Annotated in this window: 17 protein-coding genes and 1 other RNA gene; 12 read left to right on the forward strand and 6 right to left on the reverse strand. The window is 66.9% G+C overall.

Annotation, left to right across the window (positions count from 1 at the left end):
- The first annotated feature begins 13 nt into the window (after positions 1-13).
- The 5 genes from ACEU5R_RS20100 (at position 14) to ACEU5R_RS20120 (ending at position 1,826) form a co-directional block, all read left to right on the forward strand.
- A complete protein-coding gene (locus ACEU5R_RS20100; protein WP_392411405.1) occupies positions 14-148 on the forward strand; it encodes a tail fiber assembly protein in 135 nt (44 codons plus the stop codon).
- Positions 149-188: 40 nt separating this feature from the next.
- On the forward strand, positions 189-500 hold the full coding sequence (locus ACEU5R_RS20105; protein WP_392411381.1) for a hypothetical protein: 312 nt from the start codon (positions 189-191) through the stop codon (positions 498-500).
- 1 nt (position 501) lies between these two features.
- Positions 502-780, forward strand: coding sequence for a hypothetical protein (locus tag ACEU5R_RS20110; protein ID WP_392411382.1), 279 nt, complete (start codon positions 502-504; stop codon positions 778-780).
- Positions 777-1,277, forward strand: coding sequence for a hypothetical protein (locus tag ACEU5R_RS20115; protein ID WP_392411383.1), 501 nt, complete (start codon positions 777-779; stop codon positions 1,275-1,277). The genes ACEU5R_RS20110 and ACEU5R_RS20115 overlap by 4 nt, the downstream gene beginning before the upstream one ends.
- 294 nt (positions 1,278-1,571) lie before the next feature.
- Positions 1,572-1,826 carry a hypothetical protein gene (locus ACEU5R_RS20120; RefSeq protein ID WP_392411384.1) on the forward strand — a complete coding sequence of 85 codons (255 nt, stop codon included), beginning with the start codon at positions 1,572-1,574 and terminating at the stop codon, positions 1,824-1,826.
- Here the strand turns inward: ACEU5R_RS20120 and ACEU5R_RS20125 are convergent.
- From ACEU5R_RS20125 to ompA, 6 genes are all read right to left on the reverse strand, one after another.
- Entirely contained in the window at positions 1,823-2,041 is a 219-nt protein-coding gene (locus tag ACEU5R_RS20125; RefSeq protein ID WP_392411385.1) for a hypothetical protein, read from the reverse strand. The two genes, ACEU5R_RS20120 and ACEU5R_RS20125, sit on opposite strands and share 4 nt — an antisense overlap.
- A gap of 146 nt (positions 2,042-2,187) precedes the next feature.
- Positions 2,188-2,576: a transfer-messenger RNA gene (ssrA, locus tag ACEU5R_RS20130) on the reverse strand.
- A gap of 90 nt (positions 2,577-2,666) precedes the next feature.
- The gene (locus ACEU5R_RS20135; RefSeq protein WP_392411386.1) at positions 2,667-3,881 is read right to left on the reverse strand and encodes an MFS transporter; all 1,215 of its coding nucleotides are present in this window, start codon (positions 3,879-3,881) and stop codon (positions 2,667-2,669) included.
- A 399-nt stretch (positions 3,882-4,280) separates the two neighbouring features.
- Positions 4,281-4,955, reverse strand: coding sequence for an HAD family hydrolase (locus ACEU5R_RS20140; RefSeq protein WP_103273339.1), 675 nt, complete (start codon positions 4,953-4,955; stop codon positions 4,281-4,283).
- Positions 4,952-5,680: a bifunctional 2-polyprenyl-6-hydroxyphenol methylase/3-demethylubiquinol 3-O-methyltransferase UbiG gene (ubiG, locus tag ACEU5R_RS20145; RefSeq protein WP_103273340.1), complete on the reverse strand. Its 729-nt coding sequence runs from the start codon at positions 5,678-5,680 to the stop codon at positions 4,952-4,954. Before ubiG ends, ACEU5R_RS20140 begins: the two co-directional genes overlap by 4 nt.
- A gap of 166 nt (positions 5,681-5,846) precedes the next feature.
- Complete coding sequence (gene ompA / locus ACEU5R_RS20150) at positions 5,847-6,440, reverse strand: outer membrane protein OmpA (RefSeq protein ID WP_103273341.1); 594 nt, start codon at positions 6,438-6,440, stop codon at positions 5,847-5,849.
- Positions 6,441-6,843: 403 nt separating this feature from the next.
- Between ompA and gyrA the strand changes: the two genes are divergently transcribed.
- Genes gyrA through cmk form a run of 7 tightly spaced genes read left to right on the forward strand, consistent with a single transcriptional unit; the run spans position 6,844 to position 15,773 of the window.
- Positions 6,844-9,501 carry a DNA gyrase subunit A gene (gyrA, locus tag ACEU5R_RS20155; protein ID WP_103273342.1) on the forward strand — a complete coding sequence of 886 codons (2,658 nt, stop codon included), beginning with the start codon at positions 6,844-6,846 and terminating at the stop codon, positions 9,499-9,501.
- Positions 9,498-10,631, forward strand: a complete 1,134-nt coding sequence (gene serC / locus ACEU5R_RS20160; protein ID WP_103273343.1) for a 3-phosphoserine/phosphohydroxythreonine transaminase — start codon at positions 9,498-9,500, stop codon at positions 10,629-10,631. The genes gyrA and serC overlap by 4 nt, the downstream gene beginning before the upstream one ends.
- Positions 10,624-11,709 carry a prephenate dehydratase gene (gene pheA / locus ACEU5R_RS20165; protein WP_103273344.1) on the forward strand — a complete coding sequence of 362 codons (1,086 nt, stop codon included), beginning with the start codon at positions 10,624-10,626 and terminating at the stop codon, positions 11,707-11,709. Before serC ends, pheA begins: the two co-directional genes overlap by 8 nt.
- A 9-nt stretch (positions 11,710-11,718) precedes the next feature.
- On the forward strand, positions 11,719-12,840 hold the full coding sequence (gene hisC / locus ACEU5R_RS20170) for a histidinol-phosphate transaminase (protein WP_103273345.1): 1,122 nt from the start codon (positions 11,719-11,721) through the stop codon (positions 12,838-12,840).
- The gene (locus tag ACEU5R_RS20175) at positions 12,837-13,739 is read left to right on the forward strand and encodes a prephenate dehydrogenase (RefSeq protein ID WP_392411387.1); all 903 of its coding nucleotides are present in this window, start codon (positions 12,837-12,839) and stop codon (positions 13,737-13,739) included. The genes hisC and ACEU5R_RS20175 overlap by 4 nt, the downstream gene beginning before the upstream one ends.
- Before the next feature lie 4 nt (positions 13,740-13,743).
- Complete coding sequence (gene aroA / locus ACEU5R_RS20180; RefSeq protein ID WP_392411388.1) at positions 13,744-15,066, forward strand: 3-phosphoshikimate 1-carboxyvinyltransferase; 1,323 nt, start codon at positions 13,744-13,746, stop codon at positions 15,064-15,066.
- A gap of 17 nt (positions 15,067-15,083) precedes the next feature.
- A complete protein-coding gene (gene cmk / locus ACEU5R_RS20185; RefSeq protein WP_392411389.1) occupies positions 15,084-15,773 on the forward strand; it encodes a (d)CMP kinase in 690 nt (229 codons plus the stop codon).
- The last annotated feature ends 76 nt before the right edge of the window (positions 15,774-15,849 follow it).

The following is a 15,849-nucleotide window of genomic DNA, read 5'->3' on the forward strand; positions in this document are numbered from 1 at the left end:
GTTGCAAGACGCGGTGGACTTGGGGATAGCCACGGAAGCGGAAAGTGCAGAGCTTGTCGAGTGGAAGCGCTATCGGGTGCTGCTGTTGCGCGTTGATGAGCAGAAGGGTTTCCCGAAGAAAGTCGACTGGCCGACACAACCTGAATAACCCGCTCCGGCGGGTTTTTTTACGCCCATAGGGGAAACGATTGAACATTCAAGAATTCGACGCCCTGGCTGCAAAGCTGGCTGGCGTGGTCGGGGCCATGGTCTCCATGCGGTTTCTGCAGGGGTCGCCGACGGCCAAGGTCAGCATGGCGGCGACCGGTGCCGTGCTGGCGTACTACGGATCGCCGTGGCTCGCGGAATTCCTCGGGATTCCCGAGGGGCTATCGGGCTTTCTGTGCGGCTTCCTCGGCATGGCTGTCATGTCGCGGCTGTGGCAGGCCGTGCAGGAGGCGCCCATCGGGGCGCTATGGCAGGCGCTGCTCGAGCGAGTTCGAGGCAGCAAAGGGGTGTGACATGGAAAGCACCATCTACATCACGTTGTGGGCCGTGCTTGCGTTCGTCAGCTGGCTCATCGTCGCCGGCGGCGCGGCGCTGGCCGTCTTCTCGAAATCGATCGAGGACAGTGCGCTAGAGCGCATCGGTCTGTCAGCCGTCTGCCTCACGACCACGGGCGCGGCGTGCCGCATCGTGGCCGCAGGTTGGGCCAGCGCCGGCGATGCTGCGCTCGCAGTCTCAGCGGCCGTCTATGTCGCGGCCGTGACTATCAAACACATCAGGGAGCCTAAGCAATGACCTTGTCGCAAATCATCGAGACCGCCGTCAACCCGGCGCTGGCGCTGCTGCCACCGGGCATGGATACGCCCGAGGCGCGTGTGATGCTGCTGGCCATCGGCCTGCAGGAATCACGCTTTGAGCACCGGCGGCAACTGGTCGGCAACCCACCGCGGCCTATCGGTCCCGCGATGAGCTTCTGGCAGGCGGAGGTGGGCGGCGGCATGGTCCGCGGCGTCCGAATCCATCGTGCAACGCGCGACCTGGCGGCGCAGCTCTATCGCGCTCGCGGCGTAGCGGCGGACGATGCCGCCATCTGGAACGCGCTTGAGCGTGATGACGTGCTGGCCGCGGGCCTGGCGCGCCTGCTGCTTTGGACCGACCCCGGCAAGCTGCCGCGCATCGGTGACGCCGATGCGGCCTGGGCGCTGTATTTGCGTACTTGGCGGCCGGGCAAGCCGCACCGGCAGACCTGGGATGTGCTGTACGGCCAGGCCGTTGCCGAGGTGCAATCGTGAGCGCTCTGGCGCGCGCCGCCGGGCTGTTGGCGGGCTGGCGCGGGTATGCGGCCGCTGCGGTTGTGGCTGGCATCGCAGCTGGCTACGGCGTTGCCGTCGTTCTCAACGCGCTGCACGGCCAGGAAATCGCCGCTCTGGAGCGAGACCAGGCCCAGGATGACCTGGTCGTGGCGCGCCGCGCGATCCAGCAGACCACGGACGACCTACAGAGCATGGCGGCCAGCGCTCGCGCCGCGGCGGCTGCCGGCCCCGCACTTACCGCGTCAATCGACGCATTTTCCAAGGCTGTGAGAAATGCGAATCCTCTGCCTGCTGGTTGCCGCCCTGATGCTGACCGGGTGCGGAACCTCACGGACTCTGTACGTGCCGCGCGTGGTGCCGCCGCTGGACAGCGGCCTGGCGGCGCCGTGCCCTGAAATCCCAGATCCGCCCCAGGCGCCGGCCAGCTACGACGACTGGCAGGTCTGGGTGCAGGACCAGGTGCTGGTGGCCTACGGGGTATGTGCGGCGCGCCACCGGGCCATGGTCGAGGCGTGGCCGAAGCTCTAGACCGCGTCCGCCCGCTTGGCCGACCAGAACCAGTGGGTGTGCTTGGCGCGCTTGGCCTTCTGGCGCCGGAAGGTTAGCCGCACCAGACCGGCATGGCCGGCGTCGATCTCGACCAGGTAGTCGCGGTCCTCGGCGGTCACGGCCGGCGGCAGGGTGAGGGCGGCCTGGGCCACGTACTGGCCGGGGACCTGCTCCAGGATTCCGTTGTCGTCCATGGCATCAATTCGCTGATGGGCGTCCAGTATATGCCGGTGTGATTTTTGTGTGATTCCCGTGTGAAACGGTGGACAGTTGGAGACAGAAAAGGGCGGAAAGGTCTCCCCGTCCGCCCCTGTCTGTCACTGTCTAATGCTTGCTAATTTGGTGGAGCCGGGGGGAATTGAACCCCCGTCCGCAAGCCCTCCGCAACCAGTTCTACATGCGTAGTCGATTTATTTGGTTTTAACCCTGGACTTAGCCAACCGACAGGCCGGACCAGAGCGATTCACGTAATTTAAGCCTGAACCGTGTGACCCCAGTGCAGACCGATTCCTTGTGAATGTCGCTGCTGCGGTTCGAGGGTTGCCCCCCTAGGAAGTTGCCTTCCTCCGCCTGACCCAAGGACAGATCAGTGCAGCGGCTCACCGCTTAAGCGGCGAGAGCGAAACGCTCGTCGTTGGCGTTTGTAGTGTTCCAGTGGTTTAACGAGCTTACTGGTGCTCGGCATGCCCTGAGTTGTTTCGCGACCCACGTCGAATCCGGATCGGCCCCAAGAACTCCATTGTAGCGGTAAACGCGATAGCCCGCTGCATTCCCGCGCGTCGCGCCGCGGGGGCGTGGCGCGCGGGAGACGGCTGCGGCTCAGCTGGCCGCGTTCGGGCAGGCGGGCTTGGCCGTGGTCACCATGACATCCTCGGCGGCATGGTCGCGCCGGCCGCCGCGCGAGGCTGCCATCAGCGCGATGGCCAGCCCGACCGAGACCGCGACGATGATCGCCGCGGCCCCGCCCAGCGCAGCCAGACCGTAGGTGTCGATCACGCGTCCGCCGACCACCGCGCCCAACCCGATGCCGATATTGGCGCCGGAGATGTTGAGCGATGCCGCGAAGGCCGGCGCCTCGGGCGCGGACTTCATCAGGCGCACGTGGCAGACGATGAACAGCGCGGCCTGGGCGATGCCCCAGACCGCCAGCGCGGCGGCCAGCAGGCCATGCGAGTGGATGACTGGCACCAGCGTGGCCAGGCCGGCGGCCATCAGCGCCGAGAACAGCGCGGTGGCGCCGAGCGGGCTGCGGTCCACCAGGCGGCCGCCCACGGTATTGCCGATCAGGCCGACCGCGCCGAACGCCATCATGGTCCAGCCCACGATCTGGCCGTTGAAGCCGGCCAGCCGTTCCAGCATGTCCGCCAGGTAGGTGTAGGCGGTGAACATGCCGGTGAAGACCAGCAGCGACAGCAGCACATGGCCGACCACGATGGGCTTGCGCAGGATGCGCAGCTGCGTGACGAGCTTGACATCCTCGCTCTGGATGCGGGTGCTGGGGAATGCGATCCACAGCAGCAGGGCCTTGGCGAAGGCGACGGCCGACAGCACGCCGAAGGCGGCGCGCCAGCCGAATGCATCCGAGATCAGCACGCCGATGGGAATGCCGAACACCGTCGCCGCCACGATGCCGAAGGCCACCAGCGAGATGGCGCGGCCGGCGCGCGCCGGGCCGACCAGCTCGACAGCGGTGGCGCTGGCCAGCGACCAGAACACGGGCAGCGCCAGCGCGGGCACGAAGCGCGCCACGGCCATGACCCAGATGTTGGGCGCGGCCATGGCCAGCGCATTGGACAGGCCGAACAGGATCAGCACGCCGATGAACAGGCGCTTGCGCTCGATGTTGGCCATCAGCGCCGTCAGCAGCGGTCCGGTGGCGGCGACCGTGAAGGCGAACAGCGTGACCAGCAGGCCGGCCTGGGACACGGTGACGTCCAGATCGCGAGCCAGGCCGGGAAGCAGGCCGACGATCAGGAACTCGGTCGTCAGGATGGTGAAACCGGCGGCCGAAAGCAGCAGGATGGGCAATAGCATAGGCATTCCTCAGGCGCGCGCGTGAAGCCGCGCGCGGGTGGACGGGCGTTGTTGAAGGGTTGAATACAGGTCTGGGTGAGCGGCCGGGGCGCAAGCCGGGCGCATCGCGCGCGAGAGCCGAAAGGCTGTCGGCGGGCGGACGGGGCGTCGGGAAGATGAAAAGTGGTGCCGACGCCGGCAGTCGCCGAAAAAAACAATCCGGATCAGTCCGGATGTTTTCCATGTCGATACTTTAAACCACTTGCATTGCAGGATAAAGCGCGTGGCGTCGTACAAATTGTTCGACAGAACGAGCTAATCCGGCGGAGGGGCAGAGCTTTCGTCAGCGCTCCCGCGTGGTGGCGCAGGCTGTGAATGGCCGCGGACGGCACGACGTCCGCGGCACGACCTGGCGCGGATTCAGCGCAGATCGGCGGGCAGCAGGGGCTCGATGGCGGCCCAGAGTTCGGCGGGGGAGTGCGCGCAGCGCTCGGCTTCCCAGCTGCCTACGTTGTCTTCTTCGCCCACATAGCCATAGGCCGCGGCCACGGCCGGCATGCCGGCGGCATGGGCGGCCTGGATGTCGCGCAGGTCGTCGCCGACATAGACGCAGCGTTCGACGGCGAAACCGGCCTCGCGCGCGGCATGTTGCAGGGGCAGGGGGTGCGGCTTGGCGTGGGCGGTGGTGTCGCCGCAGACCAGCACGGCGCTCTCGCGGGTCAGGTCCAGGAATTCGACGATGGGCAGGGTCAGGTAGGTGACCTTGTTGGTCACGATGCCCCACGACAGGCCGCGCTCGCGGATGCCGGCCAGCAGTTCGACGATGCCGGGGAACAGCTTGCTGTGCACGGTGGATTCGGCGGCGTAGTCTTCCAGGAACTGCAGGCGCGTCGGCTCATAGTCGGCGTCGCCCGGTTTCAGGCCCAGCGCCACGCGCAGCAGGCCACGCGCGCCTTGCGAGGCGACCGGACGCAGGGCTTCGTAGGGCATGGGTTCCAGGCCCTTGCGGGTGCGCTGCCGGTTGGCCGCCGCGGCCAGGTCGGGGGCGGTATCGGCCAGCGTGCCGTCGAAGTCGAACAGGATCAGTGCGCTCATTTGCGGGTTGCCATCAGGTAGTTGACCGAGGTGTCGGCCGACAAGGAATAGATCTGCGTGATCGGGTTGTATTCCATGCCGCGCATCGACACGGGCTCCAGGTTCGCGCCGCGCGCGGCGGCCGACAGTTCGCTGGGCTTGATGAACTGCTCGTAGCTATGGGTGCCGCGCGGCAGCAGGCGCAGCACGTATTCAGCGCCGACGATGGCGAACAGGAAGGACTTGGGGTTGCGGTTCAGGGTCGAGAAGAAGACCCAGCCGCCAGGCTTGACCAGGGTGGAGCAGGCCCGCACCACCGAGGCCGGATCGGGCACGTGCTCCAGCATTTCCATGCAGGTGACCACGTCGTAGCGCGCGGGCTGCTCGGCCGCCAGTTCCTCTACGGGCACCTTGCGGTATTCGACCTTCACGCCGGATTCCAGGCCGTGCAGCTTGGCGATCTTCAGCGATTTTTCGGCCAGGTCGATGCCGGTGACCGTCGCGCCGGCGCGGGCCATGGACTCGGACAGGATGCCGCCGCCGCAACCCACGTCCAGCACCGTCTTGCCGGCCAGGCTGCCGGCGCATTCCTGGATCCATTCCAGGCGCAGCGGATTGATGGCGTGCAGGGGCTTGAACTCGCTTTCGGGGTCCCACCAGCGGCTGGCCAGCGCGCTGAACTTGTCCAGTTCGGCCTGGTCGGCGTTGACGGTGGCGGGAGCGGAATCTTCGATATGCGTGGTCATGGGCGGTCCGGCGTAGAGGCGGCGCTATATATAGAGGGCCAGCGCGAATTCCATCGCCAGGGGCGAGGCGCGTCCGGAATGCACCGGGTTGGTGCGTTGCTGGCTGAGTCCGGACGAAAAAAAGGGCCTCGCTATGCGAGGCCCCTTATTGTAGCTAGTCCGGCAATTACTTGCGGCTACCCACGATTTCGATCTCAACGCGACGGTTCTGGGCGCGGCCCTGAGCGGTCTTGTTCGAAGCGATCGGGGCCTTCTTGCCCTTGCCTTCGGTGTAGATACGGTTCGGATCAATGCCCTTGCTGACCAGGTAGGCCTTGACCGAAGCGGCACGGCGCTCGGACAGCTTCTGGTTGTAGGCGTCAGAGCCGATCGAGTCGGTGTGGCCGACGGCGATGATCGTTTCCAGATCGATGCCCTGGGCTTGCTGGGCAACTTGATCCAGCAGCTGGCGGCCTTCCGGCTTCAGCGTCGACTTGTCGAAGTCGAAGAACGTGTCAGCGTTGAAGACGACCTTGGCGGCTTGCGGGGTCGGCTTGGCCTTTTGTTGCGCAACCGGAACGCCGTCGCAGCCGGGGATGCCGGTGGCCGGGGTCCAGAAGGCGTCGCGCCAGCACAGTTCGTTCGTACCGTTCTTCCAAACGTTACCGAACGGGTTGCGCCAGTTGTCCACCGTGTTGGGGTAGGACTGGGCCGAGGCTACACCCGAGGCCGTGACGGCGGCGAAGGCGAGCGCCAGAGCGAATTTGGAGGGTTTGTTCATGTTTCTCCTCGTTGAGCTTGAAGCTGGATAAGTGACTCGCAGCGAACCCCCGCCGCATATCAGGAAAACGGGGCCAGTATAGCAACGCCAAGAGCTGGTTCAAAGGAATAGCTACTGGGTTTCCTGCGTGCTGGAAACAATCTTAAGGCATTTGGGGGGCTTTGGCTTCCCTGGAGAGGCGCATTGGCGCTGGATATGGCGATTTCGGCGCTCCACCCGTTTTCCATGTTGGTTTTTGGCAACAGGCCCGGCGGCGGTCTTCCCGACATGCCGCGAGCCTTGCCGGATGCGGGCCGGGCTGGATGGTGTCCAGGCTGCCGGGGAACCGCTACCTGAATCGAATGATAGAATTTCCCGTTTACCCGGCCCGGGTTCCTCCTTACACGATTCTGTCGTTATATATATGGATTCCTTTGCCAAGGAGACGCTTCCGGTATCGCTGGAAGAAGAGATGCGCCGCAGTTACCTTGATTACGCGATGAGCGTGATCGTAGGCCGGGCGCTTCCGGATGTGCGGGACGGCCTCAAGCCCGTCCACCGGCGCGTGCTCTACGCGATGCACGAACTGAACAACGACTGGAACCGCGCCTACAAGAAGTCGGCGCGTATCGTCGGGGACGTCATCGGTAAATACCACCCCCACGGCGACCAGTCCGTCTATGACACCATCGTCCGCATGGCGCAGGATTTCTCCATGCGTTACATGCTGGTCGACGGCCAGGGCAACTTCGGCTCGATCGACGGCGACAACGCGGCGGCGATGCGTTACACCGAAATCCGCCTGGCCAAGATCGCCCACGAACTGCTGGCCGACATCGACCAGGAAACCGTGGACTTCGGCCCCAACTACGACGGCAGCGAGCAAGAGCCGCTGCTGTTGCCGTCGCGGCTGCCCAACCTGCTGGTCAACGGCAGCTCGGGCATCGCGGTGGGCATGGCCACCAATATTCCGCCCCACAACCTGCAGGAAGTCGTCGACGGCTGCCTGTACTGCCTGCGCAATCCGAATTGCACGGTCGACGAGCTGATCGAGCTCATCCCGGCGCCGGACTTCCCCACGGGCGGCATCATCTACGGCATGTCGGGCGTGCGCGAAGGCTACCGCACCGGCCGCGGCCGCGTGATCATGCGTGCCAAGACGCACTTCGAAGACCTTGAAAAGGGCAACCGCCAGGCCATCGTGGTCGACGCGATCCCCTACCAGGTCAACAAGAAGACGCTGCAGGAACGCATCGCCGAGCTGGTCAACGACAAGAAGATCGAGGGCATCTCCGACATCCGTGACGAGTCGGACAAGGACGGCATGCGCCTGGTCATCGAGCTCAAGCGCGGCGAAGTGCCCGAGGTGGTGCTGAACAACCTCTACAAGAACACGCAGCTGCAGGACACCTTCGGGATGAACCTGGTGGCGCTGGTCGACGGCCAGCCGCGCCTGCTCAACCTGAAGCAGATGCTGGACTACTTCCTGCAGCATCGCCGGGAAGTGGTCACGCGCCGCACCGTGTTCCAGCTGCGCAAGGCGCGCGAGCGCGGTCACGTGCTGGAAGGCCTGGCCGTGGCGCTGGCCAACATCGACGACTTCATCGCCATCATCAAGGCGGCGCCGACGCCTCCCGTCGCGCGCCAGGAACTGATGGCGCGTTCGTGGGATTCGTCGCTGGTGCGTGAGATGCTGTCGCGCGCCGACGGCGACACGCCGGGCGGCCGCGAGGCTTTCCGTCCCGACGACCTGGGCGCGGAGTTTGGCCTGCAGGGCGATGGAATGTATCGCCTGAGCGATACGCAGGCGCAGGAAATCCTGAACATGCGCCTGCAGCGCCTGACCGGCCTGGAGCAGGACAAGATCGTTGGCGAATACAAGGACATCATGTCCACCATCGCCGACCTGCTCGACATCCTGGCCCGTCCGGAGCGCATCACCACCATCATTGGCGAGGAACTGCAGGCCATCAAGGCCGAGTTCTCGACCGGCGCCAAGGACACGCGTCGTTCCGACATCGAGCTCAACGCGACCGAACTCGACACCGAAGACCTGATCACGCCCACCGACATGGTCGTGACGCTGTCGCACGGCGGCTACATCAAGAGCCAGCCGCTGTCCGAGTACCGTTCGCAGAAGCGCGGCGGCCGCGGCAAGCAGGCCACGGCGATGAAGGAAAACGACTGGATCGACCAGCTGTTCATCGCCAACACGCACGACTTCCTGCTGTGCTTCTCGAACCGCGGCCGCGTGTACTGGCTGAAGGTCTGGGAAGTGCCGCAAGGCACGCGCAACTCGCGCGGCAAGCCCATCGTGAACATGTTCCCGCTGGCTGACGGCGAGAAGATCACCGTGGTGCTGCCGGTCAAGGAATTCAGCGACGACCACTACGTGTTCATGGCGACCACGCGCGGCACGGTCAAGAAGACCCCGCTGTCCGACTTCTCCAACCCGCGCAAGGCCGGCATCATCGCCGTGGATCTGGACGATGGCGACTACCTGATCGGCGCCGACCTGACCGACGGCAAGCATGACGTCATGCTGTTCTCCGACGCCGGCAAGGCCGTGCGCTTCGACGAGAACGACGTGCGTCCGATGGGCCGCAACGCGCGCGGCGTGCGCGGCATGCAGCTCGAGGACACCCAGACGGTGATCGCGCTGCTGGTTGCCGGCGACGAGACGCAAAGCGTGCTGACCGCCACCGAGAACGGCTACGGCAAGCGCACGCCGATCACCGAGTACACGCGCCACGGCCGCGGCACCAAGGGCATGATCGCCATCCAGACCAGCTCGCGCAACGGCAAGGTGGTCGGCGCCGTGCTGGTCATGCCGTCGGATGAAATCATGCTGATCACCACCGGCGGCGTGCTGGTGCGCACCCGCGTCGCGGAAATCCGCGAAATGGGCCGCGCCACGCAAGGCGTGACGCTGATCAACGTCGATGACGGCAGCTCGCTGTCCGGCGTGCGGCGCGTGGTGGAAAGCGATGCCGACGACGACAGCGACCTGGATGAGAATGGCCAGGACGCCGGCGACGAAGGCGGCGACGCAACGGATTCGACGGAACCTACGGAGCAATGATGGCCCGCCCCTGGAACTTCTCGGCTGGCCCCTCGGCCCTGCCCGAGGTGGTATTGCGGCAAGCCGCCGCGGAAATGCTGGACTGGAACGGCAGCGGCATGTCGGTGATGGAAATGAGCCATCGCGGCAAGCATTTCGTGCAGATCTGCGACGAAGCCGAAAGCGATCTGCGCGAGCTGCTGAGCCTGCCGGCCGACTACGCCGTCATGTTCATGCAGGGCGGCGGTTCCGGGGAAAACGCCATTGTTCCCATGAATCTCATGGGACGCCGCGGCACGCCGGCCGCGGACTTCGTCGTCACGGGCCATTGGTCCAAGCGTTCGCACGCCGAAGCCGGGCGCTACGGCAGCGCCCACATCGCCGCCAGCAGCGCCCAGGCGACGCAGCTGGACGGCCGCGAGCAGGCCCCGTTCACCTGGGTGCCCGCCACCGATACCTGGCAGGTGCGCAAGGAATCCGCCTATCTGCACCTGTGCAGCAACGAGACCATCGGCGGCGTGGAATTCCTCGACTGGCCCGACACGGCCGCGCTGGGCGCGCCTGATGTGCCGCTGGTTGTGGACGCGTCCTCGCATTTCCTGTCGCGTCCGCTGGACGTCGCGCGCTGCGGCATGGTGTACGCCGGCGCGCAGAAGAACGCCGGCCCGGCCGGCGTGACCATGGTCATCGCCCGCCGCGACCTGATCGGCCACGCCTTGCCGATCTGCCCGTCGGCCTTCGACTATGCCAATGTCGCCGCAGAGCACTCGCGCTACAACACGCCGCCCACCTTCGCGATCTACATCGCCGGGCTGGTGTTCAAGTGGGTCAAGGCCAACGGCGGCGTGGCCGGCATGGAAGCCGCCAACAAGGCCAAGGCCGACCTGCTGTACGGCTACCTGGACAGCACCAGCTTCTACCGCAATCCGATCCACGCGCCCGTGCGCTCGCGCATGAACGTGCCGTTCGTGCTGCGCGACGACTCGCTCAACGATGCCTTCCTGCAGGGCGCCGAGGCCGCCGGCCTGACGCAGCTGAAGGGGCACAAGAGCGTGGGTGGCATGCGCGCCTCCATCTACAACGCCGTGCCGCTGGCCGCGGTGCAGGACCTGGTCGCCTACCTGAAAGAATTCGAGCGCCGCCATGGATGAAGACCTGCAGCGCGCGCTGCGCCCGTTGCGCGACCGCATCGATGCGCTCGACGCGCAGATCCTCGACCTGCTGTCGCAGCGCGCTCGCGCCGCGCAGGAAGTGGGCGAGGCCAAGCACGCCGCCCAGGCCGACGGCCCGGTGCTGCGGCCCGAGCGTGAGGCCGAAGTCATCCGCCGCCTGCAGCAGCTCAATCCCGGCCCCTTTCCGAACGCCGCCGTGGCTTCGGTCTGGACGGAAATCATCTCGGCCTGTCGCGGCCTGGAGCGCGGCATGACGGTTGCCTACCTGGGCCCGCAAGGCTCGTTCTCCGAGCAGGCGGCGCTGGAGCATTTCGGACACGCGGTGCAGAAGCTGCCGTGCCCGTCCTTCGATGAAGTGTTCCGCGCCGTCGAGGCCGGCCAGGCCGACGTGGGCATGGTGCCGGTGGAAAATTCCACCGAAGGCGCCGTCAACCGCAGCCTGGACCTGTTGCTGAACACGCCGCTCAAGATCCTGGGCGAGCGTTCGCTGGTGATCCGTCATTGCCTGATGTCGAAATCCGGCGGCATGGACGGCATCAAGGCCATCGCCGCCCACCCGCAGGCGCTGGCCCAGTGCCAGGGCTGGCTGACCCGCAACTATCCCGACGTCGAGCGCGTGGCCGCTTCCAGCAATTCGGAAGCGGCGCGCATGGCCGCCGCCGATCCGTCCGTCGCGGCGATCGCCGGCGAAGTGGCCGCGCCGGCCTGGGAATTGCAGGTGGTGGCCTCCGGCATCCAGGACGATCCGCACAACCGCACGCGCTTCCTGGCCATCGGCTATATCGAGCCGCTGGTCAGCGGTCAGGACAAGACCAGCCTGATCCTGGCCGTGCCGAACCGCGCCGGCGCCGTCTATGAAATGCTGGCGCCGCTGGCGGCCAATGGCGTGTCCATGACGCGCTTCGAGTCGCGCCCGGCCCGCACCGGCCAGTGGGAATACTATTTCTACGTCGATGTCCTGGGGCACCGCAACGACGAAAACGTCGCCAGTGCCCTCGCCACCCTGCAGGCGCAGGTCGCCTATCTGAAGGTGCTGGGTTCCTACCCGGCGCCGTGAGCCTTCACCATGACCAACGCATCCAAGCCTCTCGTAGCCCCCGCCCACGTCAGCGCCATCGCGCCCTACCAGGCGGGCAAGCCCATAGAGGAACTGGCCCGCGAGTTCGGGCTGGATCCGGCCGGCATCGTCAAGCTGGCGTCGAATGAAAACCCGCTGGGCATGCCCAAGTCGGCGCGCGCGGCCATGCTGGCGGCGGCCGAGTCGCTGGCGCGCTATCCGGACCCCAACGGCTTTGACCTGAAGTCGGCGCTGGCCACGCGCTACGGCGTGCCGATGAACTGGATCACGCTGGGCAACGGTTCCAACGACATCCTGGAAATCGTGGCGCTGGCGCTGCTGGAGCCGGGCACTTCGGCCGTGTACGCGCAGCATTCCTTCGCCGTCTACCGGCTGGCCACGCAGGCGCGCGGCGCGCGCCACATCGTGGTGCCGGCCAAGGACTACGGCCATGACCTGGACGCGATGTTCGACGCCATTGCCGACGACACCCGCGTGGTCTTCATCGCCAACCCGAACAATCCCACCGGCACCTTCGTGCCGGGCGAGCAGGTCGCTGCTTTCCTGGAGCGCGTGCAGGCCGCCCATGGCGACCGCGTGACCGTGGTGCTGGACGAGGCCTACAACGAATACCTGGATCCGGAATTCCGCTTCGACAGCACCGCGCTGGCGCGCCGCTATCCGAACCTGATCGTCTCGCGCACTTTCTCCAAGGCCTACGGCCTGGCCGGCCTGCGCGTGGGCTTCGCCGTGTCGCAGCCGGCGCTGACCGATCTGCTCAACCGCGTGCGCCAGCCGTTCAATGTCAACACGCTGGCCCAGGCCGCCGCCATCGCCGCGCTGGCCGACAGCGCCTACCTGGAAGAGGCCTACGCCACCAACAAGGCGGGCAAGGCCCAGCTGTGCCAGGCCTTCGACGCGCTCAAGCTGCGCTACGTGCCCAGCTACGGCAACTTCGTGCTGGTGCATGTGGGCGACGCGCCCCGCATCAATCTGGAATTGCTCAAGCGTGGCGTGATCGTGCGTCCGGTGGCCGGCGACGGCCTGCCGGAATGGCTGCGCGTGTCCATCGGACTGCCGCAGGAAAACGCCCGCTTCATCGAGGCGCTGAGCGCGATCCTGGCCGCATGAACGGTGTTTCCGCTTCCGCCGATCAGGGGGCCGCTGGCCCCCTGATTCCTGTCCTGGCCGTGGCGGGCGTGGGGTTGATCGGCGGTTCGTTCGCCGCCGCGCTGCGCCGCGCCGGCAAGGTCGGCAAGGTGCTGGGGGTAGGGCGCAACGCGCAATCGCTGGCGCGCGCGCTGGAACTGGGCTTGATCGATGAGGCCGTCAGCGCCGAGGTCGCGGCGGCCCGGGCCGACATGATCCTGCTGGCCACGCCCGTGGGCGGCCTGCGCGACCTGCTGGTCCGGATGCTGCCCACGCTCGCGCCGCGCGCGATCCTGACGGACGCCGGCAGCACCAAGGCCGAAGTGGTCGATGTGGCGCGCGCCGCCCTGGGCGGGCGTTGTGCGCAGTTCGTGCCCGGCCATCCCATCGCCGGCGCGGAACGCACCGGGCCCGAGGCGGCCGACGCCGGCCTGTATCGCGGGCGCAACGTGGTGCTCACGCCGCTGCCCGAGAACGCGGCGGCGGACGTGGCGCGCGTGCGCGCGGCCTGGCAGGCCTGCGGCGCGACGGTGGTCGACATGGAAGCGCAGGCGCATGACCGCGTGTTCGCCTCGGTCAGCCATCTGCCGCACCTGCTGTCCGCCGTCTACATGGAGCAGGTGGCCACGGCCGCCGACGCCCGTCGCCGGCTGGACCTGGCGGGCAGCGGTTTTCGGGATTTCACGCGCATCGCGGCCGGTTCGCCGGAAATGTGGCGGGACATCTTCCTGTCCAACCGCGATGCCATGCTGACGGAACTGGCCGAGGTACGCGCCGTGCTGGACCGCGCCGAGCGCGCGATCGCGGACGGCGATGGCGCCGGCCTGCAGGCATTGCTGGAAACGGCGGCGCAGGCGCGCCGCGACTGGCGCAAGGAGTAGCTGAATGGGCGCTTTGCCTTATCTTGATCTGCCGCGCGTGCGGCGCGCCCGGGGCGAGATGTCCCTGCCGGGTTCGAAGAGCATTTCCAACCGCGTGCTGCTGCTGGCGGCGCTGGCCGAGGGCCGCACCGAGATCACCGGCCTGCTGGACTCGGACGACACCCGCGTCATGCTGACCGCCTTGCGGCAGTTGGGCGTGAACGTGTCCGAGCTGGATGCGGGCCGGGTCACCGTCGAGGGCGTGCGGCGCTTTCCGGTCGAAAGCGCAGAGCTGTTCATGGGCAACGCCGGCACCGCCATTCGTCCGCTCACCGCCGCGCTGGCCCTGATGGGCGGCGACTACAAGCTGTCCGGCGTGCCGCGCATGCACGAGCGGCCCATTGGCGATCTGGGCGATGCGCTCAATGCCCTGGGCGCCCGCATCGGCTACCTGGGACAGCCGGGCTATCCGCCGCTGCATATCGGTCGTGGCGAGATCATCGCCGGCGCCGTCACGCGCGTGCAGGGTTCGGTGTCGAGCCAGTTCCTGACCGCCTTGCTGCTGGCCGCCCCGATCGAAGCCGGCCGTAGCGGCAAGCCGATGACGATCGAAGTCGTCGGCGAGCTGATTTCCAAGCCCTATATCGAGATCACGCTGAACCTGATGGCGCGCTTCGGCGTCACCGTGCGCCGCGACGGCTGGAGCCGTTTCGTGATCGAAGGCGGCGCCGCCTACCGCAGCCCGGGCCGCATCGCGGTCGAGGGTGACGCGTCCACGGCGTCCTATTTCCTGGCGCTGGGCGCGATCGGCGGCGGTCCGCTGCGGGTCAGCGGCGTGGGCGCCGACAGCATCCAGGGCGACGTGGGCTTTGCCCAGACGCTGGCGGATATGGGCGCCTCGGTCAGCTACGGTCCGGACTGGATCGAGGTCAGTGGCGTGAACGTCGCCGACGGTGAGCGACTCAAGGCCTTCGATACCGATTTCAACCTGATCCCCGACGCGGCCATGACCGCGGCCGCGCTGGCCCTGTATGCCGACGGCCCGTGCCGGCTGCGCAACATCGGCAGCTGGCGCGTGAAGGAAACGGACCGTATCCACGCCATGCAGACCGAGCTGGAGAAGCTGGGCGCGACCGTGGAATCGGGGCCGGATTGGCTGCGCGTGACGCCGCCCGTCCGGGGCGGCTGGCGCGATGCGCACATCGGCACCTGGGACGACCATCGCATGGCCATGTGCTTCTCCCTGGCCGCGTTCGGCCCGGCCGCCGTGCGCATTCTCGATCCGGGCTGCGTCAGCAAGACGTTCCCGGGTTACTTTGACGTATACGCAGGCCTGGTTTCGGCCTGAGCCTCATTCTGCGATTCATGACCGTTACCTCCGCAAATCCTGTTGTTGCCGCGCCTGTCATCACCATCGACGGGCCGACCGCCTCCGGCAAGGGCACCGTGGCGCACCGCGTCGCCAAGGCGCTGGGCTGGGATGTGCTGGACAGCGGCGCGCTCTACCGCCTGACGGCCCTGGCCGCCATGCGCCAGGGCGTGGCCGCCGAGGACGAGCCGGCGGTGGCCCGGGTCGCCGAGACGCTGGATGTGCGTTTCGACGGGCCGCATGTCTACCTGGAAGGCGGCGACGTCGGCCACGAGATACGCCGTGAAGAGGTGGGCAACTTCGCTTCCCGCGTGGCGGCGTTTCCCGGCGTGCGCCAGGCGCTGCTGGAGCGCCAGCGGGCTTTCCGTGTGCCGCCGGGCCTGGTGGCCGACGGGCGCGACATGGGCACGGTGGTGTTCCCCGATGCGTCCCTCAAGGTATTCCTGGTGGCCGACGTGGTCGCGCGGGCGGAGAGGCGGCGTAAGCAGTTGATCGAAAAGGGAATTTCTGCTAATCTTGACGACCTTTTGCGGGATATGCGCGAGCGGGATGCGCGCGATACCCAGCGCGCGGCCGCGCCGCTCGCTCCCGCGAAGGATGCCCGGGTGCTGGATTCGTCGGATCTGACGATCGCGGAAACCGTGCAAGCCATCCTGGATTTCTGGCGGGAATCCGGAAACGCCTGACGCGAGCTTTTGCTCATTCAGGCTTTTCGAGCCCGTTTTTCTTGGCCCTGCTGACGGGCCGGCCTTCTTCGCGGGA

This window comes from Achromobacter sp. 413638 (assembly GCF_043119405.1).
Taxonomy (GTDB): Bacteria; Pseudomonadota; Gammaproteobacteria; order Burkholderiales; family Burkholderiaceae_B; genus Achromobacter.